This is a genomic window from Mesorhizobium sp. B2-4-1 (assembly GCF_006442185.1).
Taxonomy (GTDB): Bacteria; Pseudomonadota; Alphaproteobacteria; order Rhizobiales; family Rhizobiaceae; genus Mesorhizobium.
Genome location: NZ_VFVN01000005.1, coordinates 269,345 through 288,078 on the forward strand (window position 1 = coordinate 269,345; position 18,734 = coordinate 288,078).

The 18,734-nt window shown below is 63.6% G+C and carries 18 protein-coding genes; 11 read left to right on the plus strand and 7 right to left on the minus strand.

Annotation, left to right across the window (positions count from 1 at the left end; translation table 11 throughout):
* Positions 1-39 precede the first annotated feature (39 nt).
* The 7 genes from FJ949_RS15620 to FJ949_RS15655 all read left to right on the plus strand — a co-directional run bounded on the left by FJ949_RS15620 (position 40) and on the right by FJ949_RS15655 (position 6,949).
* On the plus strand, positions 40-639 hold the full coding sequence (locus FJ949_RS15620; protein WP_140496973.1) for a VOC family protein: 600 nt from the start codon (positions 40-42) through the stop codon (positions 637-639).
* 139 nt (positions 640-778) lie between these two features.
* Positions 779-3,073, plus strand: a complete 2,295-nt coding sequence (locus FJ949_RS15625) for a bifunctional salicylyl-CoA 5-hydroxylase/oxidoreductase (protein ID WP_140496975.1) — start codon at positions 779-781, stop codon at positions 3,071-3,073.
* Positions 3,070-3,843, plus strand: coding sequence for an SDR family NAD(P)-dependent oxidoreductase (locus FJ949_RS15630; RefSeq protein ID WP_140496977.1), 774 nt, complete (start codon positions 3,070-3,072; stop codon positions 3,841-3,843). Before FJ949_RS15625 ends, FJ949_RS15630 begins: the two co-directional genes overlap by 4 nt.
* A complete protein-coding gene (locus tag FJ949_RS15635) occupies positions 3,837-4,307 on the plus strand; it encodes a MarR family transcriptional regulator (RefSeq protein ID WP_140496979.1) in 471 nt (156 codons plus the stop codon). Before FJ949_RS15630 ends, FJ949_RS15635 begins: the two co-directional genes overlap by 7 nt.
* On the plus strand, positions 4,304-5,116 hold the full coding sequence (locus FJ949_RS15640) for an enoyl-CoA hydratase family protein (RefSeq protein WP_140496981.1): 813 nt from the start codon (positions 4,304-4,306) through the stop codon (positions 5,114-5,116). The genes FJ949_RS15635 and FJ949_RS15640 overlap by 4 nt, the downstream gene beginning before the upstream one ends.
* 231 nt (positions 5,117-5,347) lie before the next feature.
* Positions 5,348-6,496 carry an acyl-CoA dehydrogenase family protein gene (locus tag FJ949_RS15650; RefSeq protein ID WP_140496983.1) on the plus strand — a complete coding sequence of 383 codons (1,149 nt, stop codon included), beginning with the start codon at positions 5,348-5,350 and terminating at the stop codon, positions 6,494-6,496.
* 57 nt (positions 6,497-6,553) lie between these two features.
* Positions 6,554-6,949: a RidA family protein gene (locus FJ949_RS15655; RefSeq protein ID WP_140496985.1), complete on the plus strand. Its 396-nt coding sequence runs from the start codon at positions 6,554-6,556 to the stop codon at positions 6,947-6,949.
* Between the two features lie 71 nt (positions 6,950-7,020).
* On the opposite strand, the gene FJ949_RS15660 is transcribed toward FJ949_RS15655, so the two are convergent.
* Positions 7,021-8,133: an LLM class flavin-dependent oxidoreductase gene (locus tag FJ949_RS15660; RefSeq protein WP_140496987.1), complete on the minus strand. Its 1,113-nt coding sequence runs from the start codon at positions 8,131-8,133 to the stop codon at positions 7,021-7,023.
* A gap of 125 nt (positions 8,134-8,258) precedes the next feature.
* On the opposite strand from FJ949_RS15660, the gene FJ949_RS15665 reads away from it, so the two are divergent.
* The 4 genes from FJ949_RS15665 (at position 8,259) to FJ949_RS15680 (ending at position 12,430) form a co-directional block, all read left to right on the plus strand.
* Positions 8,259-9,032: an HpcH/HpaI aldolase/citrate lyase family protein gene (locus tag FJ949_RS15665; RefSeq protein WP_140496989.1), complete on the plus strand. Its 774-nt coding sequence runs from the start codon at positions 8,259-8,261 to the stop codon at positions 9,030-9,032.
* A gap of 439 nt (positions 9,033-9,471) precedes the next feature.
* On the plus strand, positions 9,472-10,269 hold the full coding sequence (locus FJ949_RS15670; protein ID WP_140496991.1) for an ABC transporter substrate-binding protein: 798 nt from the start codon (positions 9,472-9,474) through the stop codon (positions 10,267-10,269).
* 158 nt (positions 10,270-10,427) lie between these two features.
* A complete protein-coding gene (locus tag FJ949_RS15675) occupies positions 10,428-11,102 on the plus strand; it encodes an amino acid ABC transporter permease (RefSeq protein ID WP_140496993.1) in 675 nt (224 codons plus the stop codon).
* 47 nt (positions 11,103-11,149) lie between these two features.
* Positions 11,150-12,430, plus strand: a complete 1,281-nt coding sequence (locus FJ949_RS15680; RefSeq protein WP_140496995.1) for a cysteine desulfurase-like protein — start codon at positions 11,150-11,152, stop codon at positions 12,428-12,430.
* 234 nt (positions 12,431-12,664) lie between these two features.
* Here the strand turns inward: FJ949_RS15680 and FJ949_RS15685 are convergent, their stop codons facing one another.
* From FJ949_RS15685 to FJ949_RS30660, 6 genes are all read right to left on the minus strand, one after another.
* Complete coding sequence (locus FJ949_RS15685; protein ID WP_140496998.1) at positions 12,665-13,495, minus strand: dipeptide ABC transporter ATP-binding protein; 831 nt, start codon at positions 13,493-13,495, stop codon at positions 12,665-12,667.
* Complete coding sequence (locus FJ949_RS15690) at positions 13,492-14,349, minus strand: ABC transporter ATP-binding protein (RefSeq protein ID WP_140497000.1); 858 nt, start codon at positions 14,347-14,349, stop codon at positions 13,492-13,494. The genes FJ949_RS15685 and FJ949_RS15690 overlap by 4 nt, the downstream gene beginning before the upstream one ends.
* Before the next feature lie 2 nt (positions 14,350-14,351).
* Positions 14,352-15,206 (minus strand): ABC transporter permease subunit, encoded by an 855-nt coding sequence (locus tag FJ949_RS15695; protein WP_181169874.1) that lies wholly within the window; start codon positions 15,204-15,206, stop codon positions 14,352-14,354.
* Between the two features lie 70 nt (positions 15,207-15,276).
* Positions 15,277-16,284, minus strand: a complete 1,008-nt coding sequence (locus FJ949_RS15700) for an ABC transporter permease subunit (protein ID WP_140497004.1) — start codon at positions 16,282-16,284, stop codon at positions 15,277-15,279.
* Between the two features lie 48 nt (positions 16,285-16,332).
* On the minus strand, positions 16,333-17,925 hold the full coding sequence (locus FJ949_RS15705) for an ABC transporter substrate-binding protein (protein ID WP_140497006.1): 1,593 nt from the start codon (positions 17,923-17,925) through the stop codon (positions 16,333-16,335).
* Positions 17,926-18,135: 210 nt separating this feature from the next.
* Complete coding sequence (locus FJ949_RS30660) at positions 18,136-18,666, minus strand: hypothetical protein (protein ID WP_224646585.1); 531 nt, start codon at positions 18,664-18,666, stop codon at positions 18,136-18,138.
* Positions 18,667-18,734 lie beyond the last annotated feature (68 nt).

The following is an 18,734-nucleotide window of genomic DNA, read 5'->3' on the forward strand; positions in this document are numbered from 1 at the left end:
GCCAATGACAAAGCCCCGCCAAATGGAGGAGAAACTGACATGAAGACAATAATTCGAAATGCAGCACTCGCTGCCGCCATCCTCGGCAGCACCGGTATGGCGGCAGCAAGCTCGATCCCCGGCATGCGCGGGCACGACCACACCGGCATCACGGTTCCCGACATGAAGCAGGCGGTCGATTTCTTCACCGACGTGGTCGGCTGCAAGAAGGCAATGTCGTTCGGCCCGTTCGCCGACGACAAGGGCACCTTCATGCAGGATCTTCTCGGCGTCGATCCGAAGGCTGTCATCGAGCAGGTCACCATGGTTCGCTGCGGCACGGGGTCGAACATAGAGCTGTTCAAATACACCGCGCCGGACCAGAAGGACCTGACACCGAAGAACAGCGACATTGGCGGTTTTCACATCGCCTTCTATGTCGACGACGTCGCGGCGGCGAAAGCCTATCTCGAGGCCAAGGGCGTAAAGACCAGGTTGGGGCCGCTGCCGGTCAAGGAAGGACCCGCCGCCGGCCAGACCATCCTTTACTTCCAGGCGCCTTGGGGCTTGCAGCTGGAAGCGATCAGCTATCCCGACGGCATGGCTTACGAGAAGGGTGCCGAGACGGTGCTGTGGAGCCCGAAGAACCCGGAAAAGTGACCCCACGGGCCGCGCGCGGCGATGCGCGAGCGCGCGGCCCGCTATTTCGCATAATCGTTTCGATATAAAACTTTAAGCTTGAAATATCTTGGCCCCGGCGCGATACTGAAACCAAGCAAGCGAAGAGGAGATCGCACAGATGAAGGTTGCGGTTCTCGGCGGCGGACCAGCCGGCCTTTACTTCGCCATTTCGATGAAGCTGAGGGACGCCGCGCACGATGTGACGGTTTTCGAGCGTAATCGCGCCGACGACACGTTCGGCTGGGGCGTCGTTCTGTCAGCCGAAACGCTCGAGAATCTGGCCAGGAACGATCCGGTCAGCGCCGTCTGGATCAAGAAGCATTTTGCGTATTGGGACGACATCGCCGTGGTCCATGACGGCGTGCGCACTGTATCCTCAGGCCATGGCTTCTGCGGCATCGGCCGCAAGCGGCTCTTGATCCTGTTGCAACGGCGCGCACGCGAGCTCGGTGTCAGGCTGATGTTCGAGACCGACATCGCCGATCCCCGGCCCTATATGGAGACGCATGACCTGGTCGTCGCCGCAGACGGGCTGAATTCCAGGGCGCGCAACAGCTTCGTCGACATCTTCAAGCCCGACATCGACACGCGCAAATGCAAGTTCGTGTGGCTCGGCACCCACCAGAAATTCGACGACGCCTTCACCTTCATCTTCGAAAAGACCGAGCATGGCTGGGTGTGGGCGCACGCCTACCAGTTCGACAGCGACACCGCGACCTTCATCGTCGAGTGCAGCGAACAGACCTGGGCCGCCTTCGGCTTCGGCGCCATGACGCAGCAGGAATCCATCGCCGTCTGCGAGCGCATCTTCGAAAAGCATCTTGGCGGCCACAAGCTGATGACCAATGCCAACCACATCAGGGGTTCGGCCTGGATCAATTTCCCGCGCGTGCTGTGCGAGCGCTGGTCGTCTGAGAATCTGGCGCTGATGGGCGACGCGGCGGCTTCAGCGCATTTCTCGATCGGCTCCGGCACCAAGCTGGCGCTGGAAAGCGCGGTTGCGCTGGCCGAGTATGTCGAAACCGAACCGGACCTCGACGCCGCCTTCCGCAAATATGAGGATGCGCGCCGCACCGAGGTGCTGAAGCTGCAGTCGGCGGCACGCAATTCGCTCGAATGGTTCGAGGAAGTCGAGCGCTATCTCGGCCTCGATCCGGTGCAGTTCAACTATTCGCTGCTGACCCGTTCGCAGCGCATCAGCCACGAAAACCTACGGCTGCGCGACGCGGAGTGGCTTGAAAGCGCGGAGGAATGGTTCCAGCGCCAGGCGGGCGCCGGCGCCAACAGGCTGCGCCGCGCGCCAATGTTCGCGCCCTTCAAGCTGCGCGACATGCGGCTCAGCAACCGCGTGGTCGTCTCGCCGATGGCGCAGTACAAGGCCGTCGACGGCTGCCCGACGGACTGGCATTTCACGCACTATGCCGAGCGTGCCAAGGGCGGCGCCGGGCTCATCTATATCGAGATGACCTGCGTCAGCCCCGAAGGGCGGATCACGCCCGGCTGCCCGGGCTTCTATGCGCCCGAACATGAGGCGGCGTGGAAACGGCTGGTCGATTTCGTCCATACCGAGACCGAGGCGAAGATCTGCGCACAGATCGGCCATTCCGGCGCCAAGGGTTCGACCCAGGTTGGGTGGGAAGGCACGGACGTGCCGCTCGCCTCGGGTAACTGGCCAGTCATGGCGGCATCGGCGGTCGCTTGGTCGCCGCAGAATCAGGTGCCGAAGGCGATGGACCGCGCCGACATGGACAGAGTGCGCGACGAGTTCGTGGCTTCGGCTGAGATGGCCGACCGCTGCGGCTTCGACATGCTCGAGATCCACGCCGCGCACGGCTATCTCCTGTCGTCCTTCATCACGCCGGTCACCAACCGGCGCACGGATGCGTATGGCGGTTCGCTGGAAAACCGCATGCGATATCCCCTTGAAATCTTTCGCGCCGTACGCGCCGCCTGGCCGGCGCAGAAGCCGATCTCAATGCGCATTTCGGCCAATGACTGGGTCGGCATCGAAGGCGTAACACCCGCCGACGCCGTCGAGATCGCGCGGCTGTTGCATGAGGCCGGCGTCGACATTTGCGACGTCTCGGCAGGACAAACTTCGGTGCTGGCAAAGCCGGTCTATGGCCGCATGTTCCAGACGCCGTTTTCCGACCGCATCCGCAACGAGGTCGGCATGGCGACGATGGCGGTCGGCAACATCTATGAGCCGGACCATGTCAATTCGATCCTGATGGCCGGCCGCGCCGACCTGGTGGCGCTGGCACGGCCGCATCTCGCCGATCCCTACTGGACGCTGCATGCGGCGGTGGCGCTCGGCGACCGTGGCGTGAAATGGCCGGATCCTTATCTGCCGGGGCGCGACCAGATCTACCGACTGGCCGAACGCGACGCCGCAGCGGGGCTGAAAGTATGACGGCCGCCGCGATGATCGCCGGCAGCCATGCCCTTGTCACCGGCGGCGGGTCTGGTGTCGGCCGAGCGATCGCTCTGGCGCTGGCTGGTGCCGGCATGGACGTCACGATTTGCGGCCGGCGCGAGGCGGAGCTGGCCAAGGTAGCTGGCGAAAGCAAAGGCATTTTCGCCATCACTGCCGATGTCACCAGTGAGGCGGCGATGGCATCGCTTTACGAGACGGCGGAGGCCGCGCGTGGGCCGTTCGACATCGTCGTCGCCAATGCCGGCATTGCGGGCAGCACGCCGGCGCACAGGACCACGCTGGCCGACTGGCAGCGCACGCTCGATGTCAACCTGACCGGCGCCTTTCTGACGGTGAAGCCAGCGCTCGCCGGCATGGCCGCGCGCAAGGCAGGCCGCATCGTCTTCATCGCGTCTACCGCCGGACTGAAGGGCTACGCGTATGTCGCGCCTTACGTGGCGGCCAAGCATGGCGTCGTCGGTCTGATGAGGGCGCTGGCCGCCGAGACGGCGAAATCCGGCGTGACCGTCAATGCGGTGTGCCCGGGGTTTGTCGAGACGGACATGCTGGACGAGTCCATTGAGCGGATCGTGGAAAAAACCGGCCGCTCGACTGAACAGGCGCGGGCGAGCCTTGCCGCGACCAATCCGCAAGGCCGCTTCATCCGGCCGCAGGAAATTGCCGCTGCCGTGCTGTGGCTCTGCGGCGATGCGGCAGCGTCGATCACCGGACAGGCAATTTCGATCTCAGGAGGCGAAACATGGTAGCCGGCCCCCTGCCCGCGCCGTCGGGACCCGGCAAGGACCGCTTGCGGCTGTGGATCAGGCTGCTGCGCGCCTCGCGCACGATCGAGGCCGAACTGCGCGAGCGCCTGAAGAAGGAGTTCAACACGACGCTGCCGCGCTTCGACGTGATGGCCGCGCTCTATCGCGCGCCCGAAGGCATGCTGATGAGCGATCTGTCGCGTTTCCTGCTGGTGTCCAACGGCAATGTCACGGGCATCGTCGATCGGCTCGTATCCGAGGGGCTGGTCGCCCGCGCCCGGCGCAATGGCGACCGCCGTACCTCGATGGTGCGGCTGACGGATGAAGGCTCCAAATCCTTCGCCGTCATCGCTGCCGCACACGAGGGCTGGGTCGGCGAATTGCTGGGCAAGGTCAGCGAGGACGAGGCACGCCGTCTGACCGGCATGCTGACCTCGTTCCGCAGCAACTGGGAGGGACGCGAATGAGCAAGATGGCCGGCTTCAAGCCGAAGCATTTCCTCTGGCAGGTCGAAGGCCGGATCGCCAAGGTCCGGCTCGACCGGCCGGAGCGCAAGAACCCGCTGACCTTCGACAGCTATGCGGAACTGCGCGATACATTCCGCGACCTCGTCTATGCCGACGATGTCGATGCCGTGGTGTTCCTGTCCAATGGCGGGAATTTCTGCTCCGGCGGCGATGTCCACGATATTATCGGCCCGCTGGTCAAGATGGACATGAAGCAGCTCCTGGCCTTCACCCGCATGACCGGCGACTTCGTCAAGGCGATGCTGAACTGCGGCAAGCCGATCATCGCGGCGGTCGACGGCGTGGCGGTCGGCGCCGGCGCCATCATCGCCATGAGCTCCGACATCCGCATCGCCACGCCGGACGCCAAGACGGCATTCCTGTTCACCCGCGTCGGTCTTGCCGGCTGCGACATGGGAGCCTGCGCTATCCTGCCGCGCATCATCGGCCAGGGCCGCGCCGCCGAACTGCTCTACACCGGCCGCAACATGACGGCTGCCGAAGGCGAGCGCTGGGGGTTCTACAACAGGTTGGTCGATGCCGCATCGCTCGAGGCCGACGCGCTCGACATGGCGGCGCGCATCGTCTCCGGCCCGACCTTCGCCCACGGCATTACCAAGACGCAGTTGAACCAGGAATGGTCGATGGGCCTTGACCAGGCGATCGAGGCGGAAGCTCAGGCGCAAGCGATCTGCATGCAGACGCGCGATTTCGAGCGGGCGTACAAGGCGTTCGTTGCCAAGGAAAAGCCGGTGTTCGAGGGGAATTGAGGATGAGCGGGTTGATGGAGACGTTGGCGGGACAGCGCCCCCCTCTGGCCTGCCGGCCATCTCCCCCTCTAGGGGGGAGATTGGCAGCTTCGGCGGCGGCAGCCATCCTGCGGCGCAGGCGATTCGCGAAAGCCGAGATGAGGATCGATCTCCCCCTTAGAGGGGGAGATGTCCGGCAGGACAGAGGGGGGCGCCGTAGAGCACGGACTCTGGAGAATAGCGGAGGCAGAAATGCCTGACCGCTCCTTCCTCGACTGGCCCTTCTTCGAAGACCGTCATCGCGAACTGGCCGAGCACCTCGAAGCATGGTGCGCGAAGAACCTACCCGTCGATCACCATGACGTCGACGCCGCCTGCCGCGAGCTGGTGCAAAAACTCGGCCGGGACGGCTGGCTGAAACCGACGGCGCTCGACACCGACAATCCGGGACCGCTCGACGTGCGCACCTTGTGCATCACGCGCGAGACGCTGGCGCGGCATGACGGGCTCGCGGATTTCGCCTTCGCCATGCAAGGGCTCGGCACCGGAGCGCTCAGCCTGTTCGGCACGCCGCAGCAGCAGCAATGGCTTTTGAAGACGCGCGCCGGCAAGGTCATTTCCGCCTTTGCGCTGTCGGAGCCGCGCTCGGGATCGGATGTCGCCAATATGGAGATGACAGCGACCCGCGATGGTGACGGCTATGTCCTGTCGGGCGAAAAGACCTGGATCTCCAATGGCGGCATCGCCGATCTCTATGTCGTCTTTGCCCGCACAGGCGAGGCACCCGCCGCCAAGGGGCTATCAGCCTTCATCGTGCCCGGGGACAGCAAGGGCCTCGGCATCGCGGAGCGCCTGGAAGTTATAGCGCCGCATCCGCTGGCACGACTGTCTTTCGATCAGGTCCGCCTGCCCGCCTCGGCGCTGATCGGCAAACCGGGCGACGGCTTTCGCATCGCCATGTCGGTGCTCGACGTGTTCCGCTCGACCGTCGGCGCGGCGGCACTCGGCTTTGCTCGCCGCGCACTCGATGAAAGCATCAAGCGGGTGGCCGAACGCAAGCTGTTCGGCGCGCCGATGGCCGAGCTGCAGATGGTGCAGGGCCATATCGCCGACATGGCGCTCGACGTCGATGCCGCGGCGCTTTTGGTCTACCGCGCCGCCTGGACCAAGGACATGGGCGCGGCGCGGGTGACGCGCGAGGCGGCGATGGCCAAACTGTTCGCCACGGACAAGGCGCAAGAGGTGATCGATAAAGCGGTGCAACTGCATGGCGGCGACGGCGTCCGCAAGGGTCATATCGTCGAAGGCCTGTATCGCGAGATCCGCGCGCTGCGCATCTATGAGGGTGCTTCCGACGTGCAGAAGGTGGTGATCGCGCGACAGGTGATGGGGGCGGCCTGACTCCGGTCACGTCAAGGTTTGGACGGTTTCGAACGCGGATATTGCGGAGAGTTTGAAATGCACGAGATTCTGCAGCCGGATGGCTGGGCCAAGCCGGTCGGTTACTCCAATGGCGTAGCGGCTCGCGGGCGGCTTGTCTTCGTCGGCGGACAGGTCGGCTGGAATGGGCAGTGCCAGTTCGAGACCGACGATTTCGTCGGCCAGGTGCGGCAGACGCTTCAAAATATCGTCGCGGTGCTGGCGGAGGCCGGAGCTGAGCCGCGGCACATCACGTCAATGACGTGGTATTTCACCGATAAGAGCGAATATCTGGCCAATCTCAGGGGTATAGGCGAGGCCTATCGCAAGGTGATCGGCCGGCATTTCCCGGCGATGGCCGCGATGCAGGTGATGGCACTGGTCGAGGACCGAGCCAAGGTGGAGATCCAGGCCACCGCGGTTATTCCGGAATAATCGGCCGTCGCTTCGTCATCCTGGGTGCAGCAAGGAGCGTAGCGATACGGCGCAGACCCCAGGATGAGAAATCAGGAAGGCATCGGCCAGACTATTTTCCGAAGGCCGGCCCGCTCCAGCAGCGGCAGCACGTGATCGCAGAAATAGGGGAGTTCCTGCGTGTAGTTGACGAAGGACAGCGCAATGCCCTGGTAGCCATGCCCGGCAATGGCGACCATATCGGCGGCGATCGTTTCGGGCGTTCCGACCAAGGGATAGGTGCCGGCGCCGCCGGCGAAACGCTGGCGGTAGCGGTCATAGGCATACGGATCGTGCGACCGCGAGAACTCCTTCTTGCCGGCCATATGGGCATCGACCGCCTCACGGTCGGCCAGATCGACGGCATAGCGCGTGTAATAGGCCTGCGCCTCCTCCATCGTCGGCCGGCAGACGACATGCGCCACGGTGTAGACGCCGACCTCGCGGCCAGCCTTGTCGGCCCGCTCGCTGATATCGGCGACATGTTTGCCGGCATCGGCCATCTCGGAAAAGGTGGTGAACAGATAGTCACATCTGGCGGCAGCGAAATCGCGGCCCGGACCGCCGAAAGCCGCGTTCATCGTCACCGGTCGCGGAACTTGCAGGCTGGCCGGCCGGCTCACGGCTTCCTTGAGACGATAATAAGTGCCCTCATAGTCGAGAGGTTCAGCCGACGCATACAGCCTTTCCAGAATTTCGATCCATTCGGCGGCCTGATCATACCCCTTCTCGACCAGCGGCGTGCCGAACATGCCGAATTCCTTCGGGTTCCAGCCGCAGACGATGTTGAGGCCGGCGCGGCCCTGGCTGATATGGTCGACCGTCGCCAGCGCCTTGGCGGCGTAGAGCGGATGCACGAGCGGCACATGCACGGTCATGAACAGCCCGATCTGCTCGGTGGCCACACTGAGCGCCGCCGCCCAGGTGAAGGTCTCGAACGACCATTCGCGCACCCTGTTGCGGCCACCAAAGCCGCGCCAGCGCGCGATCGGCAGCAGGAATTCCAGCCCCGCCCGGTCGGCGATCTGCGCCGCCGTCAGATTGTCGTGCCAGCTTGCCGTCCAGCGTTCAGGCACATCCGATATGGCAAGGCCGCCGTCGGCATTGGTGGAGAAGACGCCGAGCTTCAGTCTGTTTGGGCCGTGCAGGGGGGGCGCTTTGATCATGTCCGGAACTCGCGGCGGGAGATCGACACGCTAGGCCCGCGCGAAAATATTTCAAGCCTGAAATAGCTTCGCCTCGCGGCTGTTTGCGGATATGAATTCCGGCACGACAACAAAGGGATGGAGCGATGAGCGGGTTTCGCCACAAATGCATCGGCAGGGAAAGCCTCGTCGGTTCCTTTGCCGCCATTCCGCATCCCGTTGCGGTCGAGGTGATGGCCCAGTCCGGTCTCGATTTCCTCTGCATCGATTGGGAACATGCCCAGATTTCGCGCGACATGATCGAGGCGATGGTGCGCGCGGCCGACATCCATCGCGTGCCGGCCATTGTGCGCGTGCCCGGCCATGCACCGGAAGCGATCGCCGCGGCATTGGACAGCGGCGCGCAAGGCGTGCTCGTCCCGCGCGTCTCGACCGCCGCCCAGGCGCAGGCGGCGGTGAAGGCCTCGCGTTATCCGCCGACCGGCGAGCGCGGCGTCGGGCCCGGACGGGCCGCCGGCTATGGCTACCGCATCTCCGAATATCTCGCTCAAGCCAATGACAGCATCGTCGTGGCGGTTCAGGTCGAGACATCGGAAGGGCTGGCCAATATCGAGGCGATCACCGCCGTCGAGGGCGTCGACGTGATCTTCGTCGGGCCCGGCGATCTCTCCGTATCGATCGATGCGATCGGCCCCAAAGGCGCCGACAAACTCGCGCAAGCGATCCACAGGATCATCGATGCGACAATCGCGCATGGCAGGACATCCGGGATCTTCTGCGCGAAGCCGCAAGATGTCGCCCGATGGGCAGCACTCGGCGCCAGTTTCTTCATCCTGGCCAGCGACACGATGCTTCTGGGGGCTGGCGCTGCTGCCGGCAAAGCCGGCGCGGATGCCGAACTGGGCAGGAGCGGCCGCTAGCGCTATCGAAAGGTATGCCAGGCGCCGCCGCTGCCAACTTTTTAAGCTTAAAACTTTTGCCTTGAAAACTGCCGCGGTTTGGATAAGCATTCCTCGATCGATGGCGACTGCCGTTCCGGACGGGCTTGCCGGACATCCATCGTGGTGCATCGGGTGGGATCAAAGGGTTTCAGTCCTTGTCGTTCATGCTGCCCCCAGTCATCCTCCAGCACGCGCCATGCGTGCGAGGGCGTGCGCGCGCCAGATCCGCGATCCGCATACCGAGAGCATCGCCAACCTTGCCTTCCCGCCGATGTGCGTCTGCCGCGACCGGACAGCGCCCGACCGTATGGCAGCGAGCATGAATTGACGCCCCGCTGGGAGGTGGGGCGGCAAGAAACCGTGCGGGCATCAGCCCGCCCGATCAACAACCAGAGGGAACACCCCAGAGGGACCAACAATGAGCCTGACCCGTCGCAATCTCATCCTTCTCGCGGCCGCCATCGGCATCGCCGCCGGACCGGCAACCGCCTATGCCGCCGATGTGCTCAATGTCGGCGCCTACCCGACCAACCCGCCCTTCGAGTACAAGAACGAGAGCGGCACTTTCGAGGGCTTTGAAGTCGACATCGTCAACGAAGCGGCAAAGCGCGTCGGCATGACCACCGACATCGCCGATCTCGGCTTCCAGGCGCTGTTCGCCGCCACCACCTCGAAGCGCATCGATGTCGCCATCTCGTCGATCACCATCACGCCGGAGCGGCTGAAGTCGCAGTCGTTCACGCAGCCTTACTATGATTCCGACATGGGCATCGCCACCAAGACCGACAGCCCGATCAAGGCCGAGGCCGACCTCAAGGGCAAGATCGTCGGCGTGCTGTCCGGCTCGACCGGCGAGACCTGGGTCAAGGCGCATCAGGAGGCCGATGGCCTCAGCGATGTTAAGGGCTATGACACACAGCAGAACCTTTTGCTCGACCTCAGCGCCGGGCGCATCGACGCGGCTGTCAGCGACATTCCGGGCATGCAGTACTCCTTCACCAAGATGAAGGATCTCACCGTCAAGGAACGCATCAAGACCGGCGAACAGTACGGGCTGATGATGACCAAGGACCACCCGCTGCTCGGCAAGCTCAACGACGCGCTGACGGCAATGAAGAAGGACGGTACGCTGGCCGCGATCCACAAGAAGTGGTTCGGCAGCGACGCGCCCGCCGATTCCTCGACCGCCAAGGAAATGCCGGTGCCGAAGGCCTGAGCGGCGGCCGCCAAGGAGAACGTGCCGGCTCGAAAGGCCGGCACGTTCCGTTTGATACATAGTCTCCCGGAACCAGCGCGGCGCGGCAAAACCGCTTTCGCTGTTCCGGACCTCTGCTCCGGCGTCAAGGGACGCCAAACGGTTCGGGAAAGCCTCCCATGTCGCTGCTCGATACCTTCTTCAACGCCGACGTCATCGCGTCCAGTCTGCCGGCGCTGCTGCGCGGCTTTCTCAACACGCTGCTGCTCGGCCTGCTCAGCATCGGCATCGGCATCCCCATCGGCCTGGTGATCAGCCTGTTGCGGCTTTATGCGCCGAAGCCGCTCAGATGGCTGGCGGTCGGCTACACCGACATCTTCCGCGCGCTGCCGGTGCTGGTGGTGCTGATCCTGATCTATTATGCCCTGCCCTTCCTCGGCATCCGCCTGTCGTCCTGGGCTTCCGCCGTGACGGCCTTCGCCATCATCATGTCGGCCTATTCGGCGGAAGTGTTCCGCTCCGGCATCGAAAGCATTCCGCGCGGCCAGTTCGAGGCGTCGCAGGCGCTCGGCCTGCCGTTCCTTTTGACCTTGCGCAAGGTGGTGCTGCCGCAGGCGGTGCGCGTGGTCATCCCGCCGATGACCAGCAACTGCGTCTCGATGTTCAAGGACACCTCGCTCGCCTCCACCGTGGCGCTGCCGGAACTCCTGAAGGAAGCGACCAATGCGCAGTCGCTCTACGCCAACCCCTCGCCGCTGATCGGCGCAGCCCTGGTCTATCTCATCTTCCTGTGGCCGATGGTTCGCCTCGTCAGCCTGCTTGAAGACCGTTTCAAGACCGAGAAGACGCGCTGACCGCGCCTACAATTTCCCCTCTACCGAGCACTTCGCAGGAGACGACCATGAACAAGCATCAAGCCGCCAATGCGACCGGCACTTCCGGCGCGTTCCCTGTTGAAAGAATCCGGGCGATGTTCCCGGCCTTGCAGCGGGCAGGCGACTTCATCTTCCTGGACAACGCCGCCGGCGCGCAGATTCCGCAGAGCGTGCTCGATGCGGTGACCAACCATCTGGTTTCGCACAATGTGCAGCGCGGCGGCCGTTATGGGCGCAGCGTCACCGTTGACCAATCGGTCGCCGATGCGCGGACAAGCGTGGCACTGCTGATCAATGCCTACAGTCCATCCGAGATCTGCTTCGGCATGAACGCCACCTCGTTCATCCGCCTGGTCAGCCTCGGCATCGGCCAGATGCTTGGAGAGCGCGACGAGATCGTCGTCACCGACATGGACCACGACGCCAACATCGCGACATGGCTGGCGCTCGAATCCGCCGGCGCCAAGTTCAAGTGGTGGCGCATGCGCGAGGACGGCAATTTGCATGTCGACGATTTGCGCCCGCTGGTTTCAGAACGCACCCGGCTTGTCGCCTGCACGGTGACGGCGCATTCCATCGGCTCGATCGTCGACGTGGCTTCAGTGGCGGGGATTGCCCACGCCGCCGGCGCCGAAGTGTTCCTCGACTGCGTGCATTACGGGCCGCATGGGCTGATCGACGTGCAAGCATGGGATTGCGACTATCTCGTCTGTTCCGGCTACAAGAATTTCTCGCCGCATATGGGTTTCCTGTGGGGCCGCTTCGAAACGCTGAAGCGACTGCCGACCTTCCGTGAGGACTTCATCCCCGACGAGCCGCCCTACAAGGTCGAGGCCGGCACCTTCATTTACGAGAACGTGTCGGGCATGGATGCGGCCGTGCAGTATCTCGAGCTCATCGGCCGCAATCTTGCTCCGTCCAACAACCGCTCGCGGCGCGAAAACATCGTCGCCGGCATGGGCGCCATCCGCGACTACGAGCTGGTGCTGGCGCGCGAGATGCTGGCTGTGCTGAAGAGCTGCGGGGCAACAATCTACGGCGTTTCCGAGGAGGCCCGGATCAACGAACGCGTGCCGACCTTCTGTTTCAACATCGGCAAATTGTCGCCGCAGCGGATCGTCGAGGAAATGGCCGAGATGCAGATCGGCATTCGCGACGGCCACATGTACGCCCCGCGCCTGATGAAGCGCCTCAACCTGTCGATGGACAGCGGCGCCATCCGCGCCTCGCTGGTGCACTACAATACGGTCGAGGAAGTCAGGCGTTTCGGTGAAGCGCTGCGGGCTGTCATCGCGAAGCTGTCGTAGCGCTCGACCCTTTTCGCGAGAGAAACCGGAGGCGTGACTGCCTCCGTTTCGTCATCCACGGGCGGAGCAAGGAGCGGAGCGACGCGGCGCAGACCCGAGGATTCATGCCGTGATATGCGAGCGTTACCACGGTGCACAACCTGCTCCGCAGCGCTTTTCGGCTGAGATAACGGCATGGATCCTAGGATCTCCGCACCGCGTTGCGGCGCTCCGCCCTAGGATGACGAATTGGAGTCACGCCGCTTTCTTCTTCGCCAGCCTCGCCTTGATGCTGGCGACATCGGCGCGCGGCGTGGCGGCGAACAGCGTCCTGGTGTAGCTGTGCTTGGGGTCTGAAAAGACCTCGTCGCGCGAGCCGTATTCGACCGCCTCGCCGAAATACATCACCATCACGTCGTCGGCGATGTAGCGCACCACGGAGAGATCGTGGCTGATGAAGACATAGGTCAGCTGGAATTCGTCCTGCAGGTCGGCGAGCAGGTTGAGCACCTGTGCCTGCACCGAAAGATCGAGCGCCGAGACCGGCTCGTCCAGCACCAGAAGGCTCGGGTTCAGCATCAGCGCACGGGCGATGGCGATGCGCTGGCGCTGGCCGCCCGAGAACATGTGGGGATAGCGGTTGTAGTGCTCGTGACCGAGGCCGACCTTCTTCAGCATCTTCATGGCGAGGTCGCGCCGCTCGGCGGCCGTCTTGTCGGTGTTGATCAGCAGCGGCTCGCCCAGCACGTCGCCGATCTTCTGGCGCGGGTTGAGCGATCCGTAGGGGTTCTGGAAGACGATCTGCACCTTGCGGCGCATCTCCCTGGTCAATCCGCCCCTGGCGATGTCGACCTTGTTGCCGTCGATGAACAGTTCGCCCGATGTCGCCGGATCGATGAGCGTGATGATGCGGGCGAGCGTGGACTTGCCGCAGCCGCTTTCGCCGACGATGGCGAGCGTCTTGCCCTTGTCCACGGTGAACGAGACGCCCTTGACCGCGTGCACCGTGCGCGGCCCGCTGAACAGGCCGCCGCCGATATGGTAGTCGCGAACGATGTTCTTGCCTTCGAGGACGGTGGTGCTCATGCGGAGGCTCCCGCGGCCGAGGGCGCCGGCTCGAACAGCATGTCGGAAACGGTCGGCAGCCGGTCGCCGACCGCGTTCTCCGGCAGCGCCGACAGCAGCGCGCGCGTGTAGTTGCTTTTCGGGCTCTCGAACAGCGACAGCACGTCGGCCTCTTCCATCTTGCGGCCCTTGTACTGAACGATGACGCGGTCGGCTGTCTCGGCCACCACGCCCATATTGTGGGTGATCATGATCAGGCCCATGCCGTATTTGGCCTGCAGCGAAACCAGGAGATCAAGGATCTGCTTCTGGATGGTGACATCGAGCGCGGTGGTCGGCTCGTCCGCGATCAAGAGCTTCGGATTGCAGGCGATGGCGATGGCGATCATGACGCGCTGGCACTGGCCGCCCGACATCTGGTGCGGAAACGAGCTCAGCCGTTCTTCCGGATCGGCAATGCCGACGAGCTTCATCAATTCGATGGCGCGCGCGCGGCGCTGGGCGCGGTCCATGCCCATATGGAAGCGCAGCACCTCCTCGATCTGGAAGCCGACGGTGAAGCACGGGTTGAGGCTGGCGATCGGCTCCTGGAAGATCATGGAGATATCCTTGCCGACGATCTTGCGCCGCTCGGACGGGCTGAGCTTCAGCAGATCGACGCCGTCGAAGGCCATGCGGTCGGCCTTGACGGTCGCGGTGTTGGGCAGCAGCCCCATCACCGCCAGCATCGCCACCGATTTGCCGGAACCGGATTCGCCGACGATCGCCAGCACTTCGCGCGGCTCGATCGACAGGTCGATGCCCTGCACGGCCATGAACGGACCGGCGGCGGTGTCGAAGGAAACGGTGAGGTTCTTGATCTCGAGCAGGGACATGCTCACGACCTCTTCAGCTTGGGGTCGAGCGCGTCGCGCAGGCCGTCGCCGATCAGGTTGATGGCAAAGACGGTGATCAGGATGGCAAGGCCGGGGAAGGTCACCACCCACCAGGCGCGCAGGATGAACTCGCGCGCCTCGGCCAGCATCGTGCCCCATTCCGGCGTCGGCGGCTGCGCGCCCATGCCGAGGAAGCCGAGGGCGGCGGCTTCGAGGATGGCGTTGGAGAAGGACAGCGTCGCCTGCACGATCAGCGGCGCGATGCAGTTGGGCAGGATGGTGACCAGCATCAGCCTGAGATGGCTTGCGCCCGCGACCTTGGCCGAGATGACATATTCGCGGTTCTTCTCCGCCATCACGGCGGCGCGGGTGAGCCGGGCGAAGTGCGGCTGCAGCACGAAGGCAATGGCGATCATGGCGTTGACCAGCCCAGGTCCGAGAACGGCGACCAGCACCAGCGCCAGCAGCAGCGACGGGAAGGCCAGGATGATGTCCATGATGCGCATGATGAGCGTATCCACCCAGCCGCGGCAGTAGCCGGCGAGCAGGCCGAGGATGACGCCGGAGATCAGCGCCGTGGTGACGACGACGAAGCCGATGGCGAGCGAGAAGCGCGAGCCGTAGATCAGGCGCGAGAGAATGTCGCGGCCGACGGCGTCGGTACCGAGCAGGAACTGGGCGCTGCCGCCCGCCTGCCAGGCCGGCGGCGTCAGGAAGAAGTCGCGGAACTGGTCGTCCGGCGAATGCGGGGCGAGCAGCGGCGCGAAGACCGCGATCAGGATCAGCAGCGCGAAGACGAAGAGGCCGATCACCGCGCCCTTGTTGATCGAGAAATAGTGCCAGAACTCGGCGAACATCTGCAGCCGGGCGTCCTGCGGCCTGACGACGGTCGCGGCTTCGATTGTGGCAGGGCCTTCGTTGGTCATGTCAATTCGCCCGGATACGCGGGTTGATGACGGCATAGAGCACGTCGACGATGAGGTTCACCGACATGACGATGAGCGCGATCAAAAGCAACCCGCCTTGCACGGTGAAATAGTCGCGCTTGGAAATAGCGTCGATCATCCATTTGCCGATGCCTGGCCACGAAAAAATGCTCTCGGTCAGGATGGCGCCGGTCAGGAGCGTGCCGACCTGCAGGCCAATGGTGGTGACGACCGGGATCAGCGCATTGCGGAAAGCGTGCAGCCCGATGACGCGGCGAGGCGCCAGGCCCTTGGCGCGCGCGGTGCGCACATAGTCCTCGCCGAGGACCTCGAGCATGGCCGACCGCGTCTGCCTGGCGATGACGGCAAGCGGAATGGTGCCGAGCACGATGGTGGGCAGGACGAGGTGCGACAGGGCCGAGCGGAATGCACCCTTCTGTCCGGAGATCAGGGAATCGATGGTCATGAAGCCGGTTACCGGCTTGAAGAAATAGAGAAGGTCGATGCGGCCGGAAACCGGCGTCCAGTGCAGCATGCCGGAGAACACGATGATCAGCAGCAGCCCCCACCAGAAGATCGGCATGGAATAGCCTGCCAGCGCCGTTCCCATGGTCAATTGGTCGAACCAGGAGCCGCGGCGGATCGCGGCGAAGATGCCGAAGGCGACGCCGATGACGATGGCGAAGATCATGGCGAAGATGGCGAGTTCGACCGTCGCCGGGAACCGCACCAGGAAATCCTTGAGCACCGGCGTCTTGGTGGAAAACGAGGTGCCGAAATCACCGCTGAGGATATTGGCCAGATAGGTCAGGTACTGTCGCCAGATCGGCAGGTCGAAGCCGAACTGGTGCATCAGCGCAGCGTGACGTTCGGGCGACAGGCCGCGTTCGCCCGCGAGCACCAGCACCGGATCACCGGGCAGGATGCGCACGAAGCCGAAGGCGAGGATGGTTATCCCGATGAAGGTCGGGACGATGAGGGCGAGCTTGCCGAGGATATAACGCAGCATGGCGGGCGAGGTGGGACGGCGCTGTGGCGCCGCCCCGTTTCGCGAACCTTATTCGGCGATATCGACGCCGTCGAAGCGATGGATGCCGAGCGGATCCATCGCAAAGCCGGAGACGGTCTTCTGCATCGGCATGAACACCTTGGAGTGTGCGAGCGTCGCCCACGGTGCCTGTTCCTTGAAGATGACCTGCGCCTGTTCATAGAGCTTGGTGCGCTCGGCCTGGTCGGAAACCGTCTTGGCCTTGTTGATGAGCGCATCGAAGTCCTTGTTGCACCATTCCGCGCGGTTGTTCGAACCGACGGAAGCGCAGCTCAGGAGCACACCGAGGAAGTTGTCCGGATCGCCATTGTCACCGGTCCAGCCGACGATGACGGCGCCGTCGTGATCGACCGCCGAAGCGCGCTTGAGGTATTCACCCCAATCGTAGCTGACGATGTTGACGGTGACGCCGACCTTGGCGAAGTCGGCCTGGATCAGCTCGGCGGTGCGGCGCGCGTTCGGCATGTAGGGGCGCGACACAGGCATGGCCCAGACATTCATCTTGAGGTCCTTGACGCCGGCCTCTTCGAGCATCTTCTTGGCCGCATCCGGATCGTACGGATCGTCCTTCACGTCCTTGTTGTAGGACCACATGGTCGGCGGGATCGGGTTGACGGCCACCTGGCCGGCGCCCTGGAAGACCGCGTCGATGATAGCCTTCTTGTTGATGGCCATGTTGAGCGCCTTGCGCACGCGCACGTCGTCGAACGGCTTCTGCTGGGTGTTGTACATCAGCGCACCGACATTGAGGCCTTCCTGCTCGTCGACCTTCAGGTTCGGATCGGCCTGCAGGCCGGCGATGTCGGCCGGCGCCGGGTAGGACATGATATTGCACTCGCCGGCCTTCAGCTTCTGCGCACGGACCGCCGGATCGGTGGTGATGGCGAAGACAAGGTCGTCGATCTTCTGCTTGCCGCCCCAATAGTCGGGGTTGGCCTTGTAGCGGATGGCAGCGTCGGTCTGGTAATCGACGAAGATGAACGGGCCGGTGCCGATCGGCTTCTGGTTGAACAGTTCAGGCGTCTTGTCCGCCTGCAGCTTGTCGGCATATTCCTTGGAAACGATCGAGGCGAAGTCCATGCCCAGCGTCGGGATCAAAGTGATCGCCGGCTCCTTGAGGGTGAACTTCACCGTCAGGTCGTCGACCTTCTCGACCTTGGTGATGTTGTCGCCGAACTGGTCATTGTAATACTGGTAGGCAATGCCCGGTATGTACTGGAACCAGGGGCCGTTCTTGTCGACCTGACGCTGGAACGAGAACACCACGTCGTCGGCGTTGAAGTCGCGCGTCGGGGTGAAATAGTCGGTAGCGGCGAACTTCACGCCCTTGCGAAGCTTGAACGTGTATTCCTTGCCATCGTCGGAAATGGACCAGCTTTCGGCCAGGCCCGGCGAGACCGTTGTCTTGCCATGATCGAATTCGACGAGGCGGTTGAAGACCGTACGCGAAGACGCATCGAACGTCTGTCCCGCGGTGTAGGGCGCCGGGTCAAAGCCTTCCGGCGAAGCTTCGGCGCAGTAGACCAAGGTTTTTGCGTTGGCCACGCCGCCCAGGACGCTTGCAGCCAGCAACGCGGCTGCAAAAGTCAGTTTCTTCCTCATTGAGCACTCCCTGATGTTTTTCCAAGCCCCTCTATCAGGCTCGCGAAGCGCGCATATAAGCACCGTTTCTCCGGCTTTGGAACACCCAGTTTGCCTACCCCATGGTAAGCGGGAAAAAAATCCTCCTCTCCGCAAAAAAATGGAAAAATTCAGTATTTTTTTCTATTCACGACATTATTAACGACCGCATTTTTTTATTGATCACCAATCTTACGAGATCAACGTCGCGCCCGCTTTCATATGACCGGGGATGCCGGACGATGCAGGGCCGCTGCGCCCGTGGCGGGAAAGATTTTCGGCGGCAAATCTTTCGACGGCTTGCCGCTGGGGCAAGGCTTGCACGCCCGCCGATAGAGGCCATACATAGACAAGGCACCGTCGGCAGCGGGGGACGCCTCTCTTAGCAGGAGGCGAGCGCGGCAGGGGCGAACAAAACAGGGAGGGACGGTTGGCAAAAGCATCGAACAGGACGGCTCCGCCGAAGGCGGCCAAGGCGACCCTGAAGCCGGCCGCGGGCGCCGACAAGCAGCCAACGCCCTCCGCCAAGAACGCAAAGAGCACAAAGGCAAAGGCCGCAGGGAAACCTTCCGCCGGCAAGGTGGACGCTGTTGTCAAACCGGCCGCGAAGCCGGCGGCCAAAGCCGTCCCCGCAAAGACGTCGGCGAAGGCCGGAACTGCTAAAACCGGGACGACAAAGACCAGTTCGACCAAGGCCAGGACGACGAAGACTGGCGCGAGCAAGACCGGGGCGACCCGGACTAGCAAGACTGGGGCCGCACAAGCCGCATCCGTGGCCAAGCCGGCACCGG

What these genes read in the sequence shown, in the direction of transcription:
- FJ949_RS15650 (WP_140496983.1), top strand. Translation starts at nt 5,348, where the DNA reads ATGCCTGACCGCTCCTTCCTCGACTGGCCCTTCTTCGAAGACCGTCAT.
- FJ949_RS15695 (WP_181169874.1), bottom strand. Translation starts at nt 15,206, where the DNA reads ATGTTCGCCGAGTTCTGGCACTATTTCTCGATCAACAAGGGCGCGGTG.
- FJ949_RS15665 (WP_140496989.1), top strand. Translation starts at nt 8,259, where the DNA reads ATGAGCGGGTTTCGCCACAAATGCATCGGCAGGGAAAGCCTCGTCGGT.
- FJ949_RS15680 (WP_140496995.1), top strand. Translation starts at nt 11,150, where the DNA reads ATGAACAAGCATCAAGCCGCCAATGCGACCGGCACTTCCGGCGCGTTC.
- FJ949_RS15705 (WP_140497006.1), bottom strand. Translation starts at nt 17,925, where the DNA reads ATGAGGAAGAAACTGACTTTTGCAGCCGCGTTGCTGGCTGCAAGCGTC.
- FJ949_RS15660 (WP_140496987.1), bottom strand. Translation starts at nt 8,133, where the DNA reads ATGATCAAAGCGCCCCCCCTGCACGGCCCAAACAGACTGAAGCTCGGC.
- FJ949_RS15685 (WP_140496998.1), bottom strand. Translation starts at nt 13,495, where the DNA reads ATGAGCACCACCGTCCTCGAAGGCAAGAACATCGTTCGCGACTACCAT.
- FJ949_RS15690 (WP_140497000.1), bottom strand. Translation starts at nt 14,349, where the DNA reads ATGTCCCTGCTCGAGATCAAGAACCTCACCGTTTCCTTCGACACCGCC.
- FJ949_RS15655 (WP_140496985.1), top strand. Translation starts at nt 6,554, where the DNA reads ATGCACGAGATTCTGCAGCCGGATGGCTGGGCCAAGCCGGTCGGTTAC.
- FJ949_RS15675 (WP_140496993.1), top strand. Translation starts at nt 10,428, where the DNA reads ATGTCGCTGCTCGATACCTTCTTCAACGCCGACGTCATCGCGTCCAGT.
- FJ949_RS15700 (WP_140497004.1), bottom strand. Translation starts at nt 16,284, where the DNA reads ATGCTGCGTTATATCCTCGGCAAGCTCGCCCTCATCGTCCCGACCTTC.
- FJ949_RS15670 (WP_140496991.1), top strand. Translation starts at nt 9,472, where the DNA reads ATGAGCCTGACCCGTCGCAATCTCATCCTTCTCGCGGCCGCCATCGGC.
- FJ949_RS15630 (WP_140496977.1), top strand. Translation starts at nt 3,070, where the DNA reads ATGACGGCCGCCGCGATGATCGCCGGCAGCCATGCCCTTGTCACCGGC.
- FJ949_RS15640 (WP_140496981.1), top strand. Translation starts at nt 4,304, where the DNA reads ATGAGCAAGATGGCCGGCTTCAAGCCGAAGCATTTCCTCTGGCAGGTC.
- FJ949_RS15625 (WP_140496975.1), top strand. Translation starts at nt 779, where the DNA reads ATGAAGGTTGCGGTTCTCGGCGGCGGACCAGCCGGCCTTTACTTCGCC.
- FJ949_RS15635 (WP_140496979.1), top strand. Translation starts at nt 3,837, where the DNA reads ATGGTAGCCGGCCCCCTGCCCGCGCCGTCGGGACCCGGCAAGGACCGC.
- FJ949_RS15620 (WP_140496973.1), top strand. Translation starts at nt 40, where the DNA reads ATGAAGACAATAATTCGAAATGCAGCACTCGCTGCCGCCATCCTCGGC.